The sequence below is a fragment of the Paenibacillus sp. OT2-17 genome (genome assembly GCF_009827695.1).
Taxonomy (GTDB): Bacteria; Bacillota; Bacilli; order Paenibacillales; family Paenibacillaceae; genus Paenibacillus; species Paenibacillus polymyxa_B.
Window position 1 is genome coordinate 1 of record NZ_WUDQ01000176.1, and the last position, 6,917, is coordinate 6,917.

The 6,917-nt window shown below is 42.1% G+C and carries 7 protein-coding genes; 3 read left to right on the forward strand and 4 right to left on the reverse strand.

Going from position 1 to position 6,917, the window contains the following annotated elements; genetic code table 11:
- On the forward strand, positions 1-194 hold a 194-nt coding region (locus GRP75_RS16435), incomplete at its 5' end, for a bifunctional hydroxymethylpyrimidine kinase/phosphomethylpyrimidine kinase (protein ID WP_202404172.1).
- Positions 191-904: a thiamine phosphate synthase gene (gene thiE / locus GRP75_RS16440; RefSeq protein ID WP_160789828.1), complete on the forward strand. Its 714-nt coding sequence runs from the start codon at positions 191-193 to the stop codon at positions 902-904. The genes GRP75_RS16435 and thiE, both read left to right, overlap by 4 nt.
- On the opposite strand, the gene GRP75_RS16445 is transcribed toward thiE, so the two are convergent.
- From GRP75_RS16445 to GRP75_RS16455, 3 genes are all read right to left on the reverse strand, one after another.
- A complete protein-coding gene (locus GRP75_RS16445; protein WP_071558335.1) occupies positions 849-1,016 on the reverse strand; it encodes an aspartyl-phosphate phosphatase Spo0E family protein in 168 nt (55 codons plus the stop codon). The genes thiE and GRP75_RS16445 overlap by 56 nt on opposite strands.
- A 392-nt stretch (positions 1,017-1,408) precedes the next feature.
- On the reverse strand, positions 1,409-2,845 hold the full coding sequence (locus GRP75_RS16450; protein ID WP_483311093.1) for a helix-turn-helix domain-containing protein: 1,437 nt from the start codon (positions 2,843-2,845) through the stop codon (positions 1,409-1,411).
- A 140-nt stretch (positions 2,846-2,985) separates the two neighbouring features.
- Positions 2,986-3,960 carry a LacI family DNA-binding transcriptional regulator gene (locus GRP75_RS16455; protein WP_160789826.1) on the reverse strand — a complete coding sequence of 325 codons (975 nt, stop codon included), beginning with the start codon at positions 3,958-3,960 and terminating at the stop codon, positions 2,986-2,988.
- A gap of 186 nt (positions 3,961-4,146) precedes the next feature.
- Here GRP75_RS16455 and GRP75_RS16460 point away from each other — a divergent pair, with 186 nt between their 5' ends.
- A complete protein-coding gene (locus GRP75_RS16460) occupies positions 4,147-5,490 on the forward strand; it encodes a 6-phospho-beta-glucosidase (protein ID WP_069080424.1) in 1,344 nt (447 codons plus the stop codon).
- 161 nt (positions 5,491-5,651) lie between these two features.
- On the opposite strand, the gene GRP75_RS16465 is transcribed toward GRP75_RS16460, so the two are convergent.
- Positions 5,652-6,554: a PhzF family isomerase gene (locus GRP75_RS16465; protein WP_160789827.1), complete on the reverse strand. Its 903-nt coding sequence runs from the start codon at positions 6,552-6,554 to the stop codon at positions 5,652-5,654.
- Positions 6,555-6,917 lie beyond the last annotated feature (363 nt).

Sequence of the window (6,917 nt, forward strand, 5' to 3'; positions counted from 1 at the left end):
ATACACACGGAACAGGATGCACCTTCTCAGCAGCGATTACCGCGGAATTAGGGAAAGGGATGTCTGTACCGGAGGCTATCTCGAATGGCAAAGCCTTCATCCAGGCAGCGATTGAGGAACCTTTGCAGCTTGGACAAGGACATGGACCCACCAATCATTGGGCCTTCCGCCGTCGTCAGGAGATGCTGCTATGAACGGCAGAATGTTGTCAGAGGTGGTGCGCCGCCAGCTACAGATGTACCTGGTGCTTGGAAGCGTGAATTGCCTCGCGGAACCAGGCTGGGTCGTGCAAGAGGCTCTGGCTGGCGGCGCAACCATGGTCCAGTTCCGGGAAAAGGGTCTTGGCGCATTAACGGGCGTTCCTATGTTCGAACTTGCGTGCCAGCTACAGGAACTGTGCCGTCACGCTGGTGTCCCCTTCATCATCAATGACGATGTGGAGCTAGCTCTTGAAATCGACGCCGACGGTGTTCACATCGGTCAAGACGATGAATCCGCCGAATCCGTCCGCGAGCGAATCGGAAATCGAATTTTAGGCGTCTCTGCCCATACCATTGAGGAAGCACGTCGAGCCATCCTGCAAGGTGCTGATTATCTCGGCGTCGGACCCATCTATCCCACCATCTCGAAAGATGATGCCCATGCCGTACAGGGACCGGCAATTTTATATGAGATGCGTAAAGCGGGAATTGATGTGCCGATTGTTGGGATCGGAGGTATTACAGTGGACCGTGTTGAGGAAGTCGCACGTGCAGGTGCAGATGGTGTGGCGGTGATTTCAGCCGTGACACAGTCAGAACAGGTTAGAGGTGCGGTCAAGGAATTAAAGGAAAATATGGTATCATTTCTCAATGATCCGATCTACATGTTTGATAATGATTCAACAGATCATCCAGCTTTTTAGATTGTTCTATTACTTTGGGATGTGTTAAAAATCCATACTTTTTCTGGACCTGGTACAGTTTCTTCCTAGCTCGTTCGACACAAAGTAAAGTCACACCTTGGTTCATCAGCATGATCCCTCCTATATGTCATATTTTATGACAAAAAGACGTTTTTTGGATTTTCGAATGATGCGCCTAACAAAAAAAGAACATCCCAAAAGTTTGCATAAACAAAGATGCCCCTAAATCCACGTTAAAAGAGCCTCCGTTTCCACTAATTAAGTGGAACAGAGGCCCTTTTCATAAAAAGATCCAATGAATACAGAGCATACATGCCAATTCTGACCTAGAGATTAACCTTATTTTGTTGGCTCTCTAATAGTCGCTGAACTCCCCAAACTTGAACTAGTCGGTGAGAATTGTCTTTGTTTCTAGTCGTTTAAGCACCTCCAATTTGTACGTGAGGCGTTATTCTTTGATTTTGGTTATGCGACTGAACAGGCATTGCTAAAATAAACAAGAAGCTAGCTGCGATGACCAGCAGAATCATTTTTTTCAACATTGTCTAACCACACCTTTTCTAATAGTTTGAAATACTCTTCCCTTGTTTCGGGAAGCGTATGTGCTTGGAAATGTGCAAAAAGTCCTGTACAGTTTATGAAATAAGTCTCATTATTTAGTATATGGGCTTTTACCAATGCATATATTAAGTGTTTAAAGCCATCATTGTACATTCCCCGTCTTAAATAGTAATAAGCCAGTTCGTAACCAAACCATGCAAAATAATCCGGCATCACTTGTTGGGTGTACATATCAGTAGATTGTGATAGCAGAGCAAAAGAATTAATCTCCACTTCAAAACGTGAAAGGACATCATTAATATCTATTGCATATCGGTTAGCAGCTATCATAACGTTCAGCAACTTGGATAGCTTTTCATTCTCGGTAGTGATTGATGTGGATGCAATATATTCAACATAATGAGGAAGCACATTCGTATCTCCAGATAGGAGTTTATTTACATAAGTATTACCTTCTGCCCAATGCTTGAACAAGTTGACCCAGTGTTGAGTTTTCTGGTCTGTCTCGATCACCCAATCTAAATCTGCGTAGGCATTTGTAAATTGTAATGCTTGCTGATAATCGCCTTGGGCTTCACAGACACTCGCACACAGTAAATCAGCATAGGTAATGTACACAAACATCGGGCGACTCAGCCTCTGTTCAGACTCCTCCCACTCTCGCTTTTTCTGTTGATGTTTCAAAGAATATTGGATCTCCGCTTTGGCTCTCATTTTTCGAGCAGTTGCATCGAGCTTGTCCCATTCACGCAGAGAACGATACACATTCGCCAAATCTTTTAACGCATCGAGTTGATCTATTTCATTCAGACGTTCGACAAAGGGTTCAAATCGTGTAGCCGCCTTGAGATTTCGGATCTGATTGTTACCCACCTGAATGGTAAACAGACGATACTGACAGATAGCCAAACGTTCAGAATGCTGGTACTTCTCGCCTTCCGCAATCCCTTCGTAGAGCAACAATGCAGCATTGTGCTGACCTTGTGCGAATAATTTTTCTGCTGCATCAAATAACTTTGGGGAATATAGAAGATTGTCCATAATATGTCCCACTACAAGCTGGATAGCATCCAACTTGTCCAGTTCCGCACAGCGAAACAACAACGGCTCAATTCGCCTCCAATCCGGGGAGCGCTCAATGATGTAGTTATCTATGTATAGTTCGTAAAAAAAACCCTCTGGTAGTCCCATAGCCCAAGTGATTCGATCTAGCTGATGTATCGCAACAGGACGATGCTTGGCAATCCAATTATTAAGTGTTCTTTGATGAACACCTGAATGTTCGGCAAATTGTGCCAGCGTCAAATTATTTTCCCCTAAATAATCCTCTAACTTCGCCAAAATCGTAGGTGTATGTCCCAAGTCATAACCACCCTTCATACAAAAAATCCAAATTTTATACTTTCACCTCAAATTATTCACCAATTATTAACATGTGTCAACATTTTTCTTCCATTATTCCTACTATATAAACTTGAATATGGTAATTAATAACCACTAACATGAAGTCCCTTTTGGAATTAGGTGGTCGCTCGTTCTACTAATTTGAATTCCAGATGATGTATCGTTTCATCCATCCCTTCAAGGGCATTGCAAATCATAATGAACGCATTCTCCGCTTGTTTGTCTATCGGGTAATGAATCGTTGTTAAATCAAGCAAATGCGATATTTCGGTGTTATCAAAGCCTACTACTGCAAAATCCCTTGGTACAGAAACACCGAGTCTCCGTGCTTCAGTCAAAAGACCTGCTGCCAAATAATCAGTAGAACAGGCAAAGGCATCCGGTCTATCTGTTTGTTCTCGTTCTGCCCACCAATGAGCTATTTGTTCACCAGCTTCTATTGAATTTAAATCATAAAAATGCGGGAAGGCCTCAGCATCCAAATCATATTTTTCGCAAAAGTCATGATAAGCTCGAATGCGTTCTTTTGTGTTCAACCCCCGCATGTTGCCGTACACATTCACAATTTTCCGATATCCTCGGGCGTACAAATGTTCCAACGCCATCGTATAGCCCTGATACTGATCCATAAATACAGACGGGATTGCCTCAATGTTTACACGCTGCCAGGTCACAATCGGACCATATTTTGTATAGTGCTCAATCACACTCCACTCATTAACACGAATCATACAGACCAAGGCGTCCAGTTGCTTTCTCCGCAACATTTCCAGCGCTTCAAGTTCTCGCCCCTTCTCCCCATTCGTAATAAACAGTGCTATATTAAAGCCATGCTCCTGGGCATACATTGTAAATCCACGCACAAATAAACCCAATGAATCATTAAAAGAAAGTGAAATAATCCCTATGAGCTTGGTCATGCCTTTTTTTAAAGATACCGCATTTAGATTAGGAACATAATCCAGTCGGTCTATGACCTCCTGCACACGCTGTCTTGTCGGTTCACTTACATACGGATGGTTGTTAATGACACGGGACACCGTAGCCGAGGATACGCCCGCCAGCTTTGCAATTTCATGAATATTCGCCATTTTTCTCACCTCGTTCTTTCTATTTTAGCATGTTCGTGTTTAGCATGTTCGTAGTGCCCGCCCTATAATTGTCACCTTCCCAAAATAAGTTTTTTAAAAGCGCTTGACCTGTAATGCATTACAGGGATTACAGTGAATTTGTGCTTAAGAAAGCGGTTAAAAAAACATACTTAGGAGGCACTAACCATGAAAAAAGGCATAAAGATTGCAACCATTGGCGGAGGTTCCAGTTATACACCAGAATTAGTAGAAGGCTTCATCAAACGTTATGCAGAGCTTCCCATTCGGGAATTGTGGCTGGTAGATATTGAGGCAGGACGTGAAAAACTGGAGATTGTAGGTGCCATGGCCAAACGGATGGTGAAGGCCGCAGGCATTGATTGTGAGGTACATTTGACACTGGATCGTCGGGAAGCGTTGAAGGACGCCGATTTTGTAACGACCCAATTTCGGGTAGGCTTGCTGGAAGCCCGGATTAAGGATGAAAGTATTCCGTTAAAACATGGCATGATCGGTCAGGAGACCAATGGTGCCGGCGGAATGTTCAAAGCGTTTCGCACCATACCCGTTATCCTCAATATCGTCGAAGATATGAAAGAACTGTGTCCGAATGCATGGTTGATTAATTTTACCAACCCTGCGGGTATGGTCACCGAAGCTGTGCTTCGTTATGGTCAGTGGGATAAAGTCATCGGATTATGTAATGTTCCAATCGGCGCGATCAAGAGTGCATCAGCTGTGCTGGACAAACCGGAAGAAGAGCTGTTCTTTAAATTTGCAGGGATTAACCACCTTCATTGGCACAAAGTTTATGACAAAACAGGGGCCGAATTAACAGAGCAAGTCATTGAAGGACTGTACGCTCCTGGCGCAAAACCGGAGAAGGTCGTTGAAAATATTAGAAACATGCGCTTCCTGTATGATCAAGTTCGTCAATTGAAAATGTTGCCTTGTCCTTACCATCGGTATTACTATATGACGGATAACATGCTCAAGGAAGAATTAGAGGAAGCCAAAAACGAAGGAACTCGGGGCCAAGTCGTCAAACGTCTGGAAGATAGTCTGTTTGAATTGTATAAAGATCCGAATCTGGATTACAAACCAGAGGAACTATCCAAACGCGGCGGTGCGCATTACAGCGATGCAGCCTGTGAGATCATTAATTCCATTTATAACAACAAAGGCACATTGATGGTGGTTAGTACACGTAACAATGGTGCGATTGATGATGTTCCTTATGATAGCGCCATCGAAGTGACCAGTGTCATTCGCGCCCATGGCGCCGAACCTGTCAACTTTGGCAAATTCCCACCTGCACAGCGGGGCTTGCTGCAAGTGATGAAGGCAATGGAAGAGCTGACGATTGAAGCGGCGGTCACCGGTGACTATGCAACAGCACTGCAAGCCTTCACCCTGAATCCGCTCGTACCAAGCGGGGACATTGCTCAAACCGTACTGGATGAATTGCTAGAAGCACACAAAGAGCATCTACCTCAATTCTTTGCTCATAAGGAGAAGGCGACGGTATAAAGCTAGCAGCAATCATCCTGCTGGAACACAAAAAAGCTTCCTACATGTAGGAAGCTTTTTGCTATACGTCCCAGGAGTACTTGCTGGGACATTGGTGTTATTGGTTTGTACTTGGCTTGACAATCCGTCATTAAGCTTATTGATAATTTTGTTAGACTTTTTTAAAGTACCATCTCCGTTGAAAAAGCAATAACCGCTTTCCCCGTAATTTGAACTAATACGGGTTTTCCCTGTTCCTTTTTCACATGAACATGCATTGTTCCCTCTCTTTTGATTGCCTCACCTTGTAAAATATCAAAATCAAAAGACTGCTCATTCTCATTTTGCAAAATGTTATAGTGTACCAAATAGGCTCCAAGCGGTCCGTTTGCATTTCCTGTCACCGGGTCTTCAGCTATTCCAATTGCAGGAGCAAACATTCTTCCGTGAACCAATATATCCTCTTGTGGATTTAATGTAAAAACATAATATCCATTACATCCAATATGCTTGCTAATTTCTGTAAGCTTCTGCAAATCAGGTTTCAAACTATGTAGTATTTCATTGGAGTAAATCGGAACCATTACCTTAGAATGACCTGTTGAAGATATTGCAACTGGATATTCCATGCAAATATCTTTACAAGAAATACTTAACGCATTTGCAATCTGACTTCTTATTTCATCATTTAAAGGCTCTGATACAGAAGGTTCTCCCTGTGTCATTACAATAGAATAGTCATCTTCATACTTTATAACATCAACAGGCAATATACCTGCTTTTGTCTTTTGAATAATTCTTCCAGTTTCAGCTTTTCTCTCAATTGAATAAATATAATGCGCTGCTACTGTTGCATGACCACAAATTGGAACCTCTGTTGTTGGAGTAAAAAATCTTACTTCAACATCATAATTTGAAGAATCTGTTTCAAAAATAAATGCAGTTTCCGAATTATTTAATTCTCTTGCAATTCTCTGCATCTGCTCATCTGTAAGTCCATTTGCATTTGGAACAACCCCAGCAGGGTTACCATGAAATCTATTTTTTGTAAATGAGTCTACTTGATATATTCTATATTTTTTCATAATTTCGCCTCTATAAATACTAGTTTGTCTGTCTGTTAAATCTGATATTAACATACTTTTTAGGCAGTTTCACTTAAATTAAAAGATATAATATGGCCCTTTAATAAAAACGAACTGATCCTTATTATAGAATCGCGCTCTTTTATGGAAGATTGTGATTAAACTAAAGCCGCAGTTAGCTGAAATGGTCTTCTCAATCCTTATCTAAAAGTGGAATAAATCTTTTATGATTATAGATACTTTTAGATTCTGCCACGCCTGTTGAATAACCAAAATAAGTAACTCAATTCATGAAACAAGAGGTGCACTGAAGAAGAACGCGCTGAATCTGAATCAGCCATTCAACAGGTAGTTTTGAAGAAG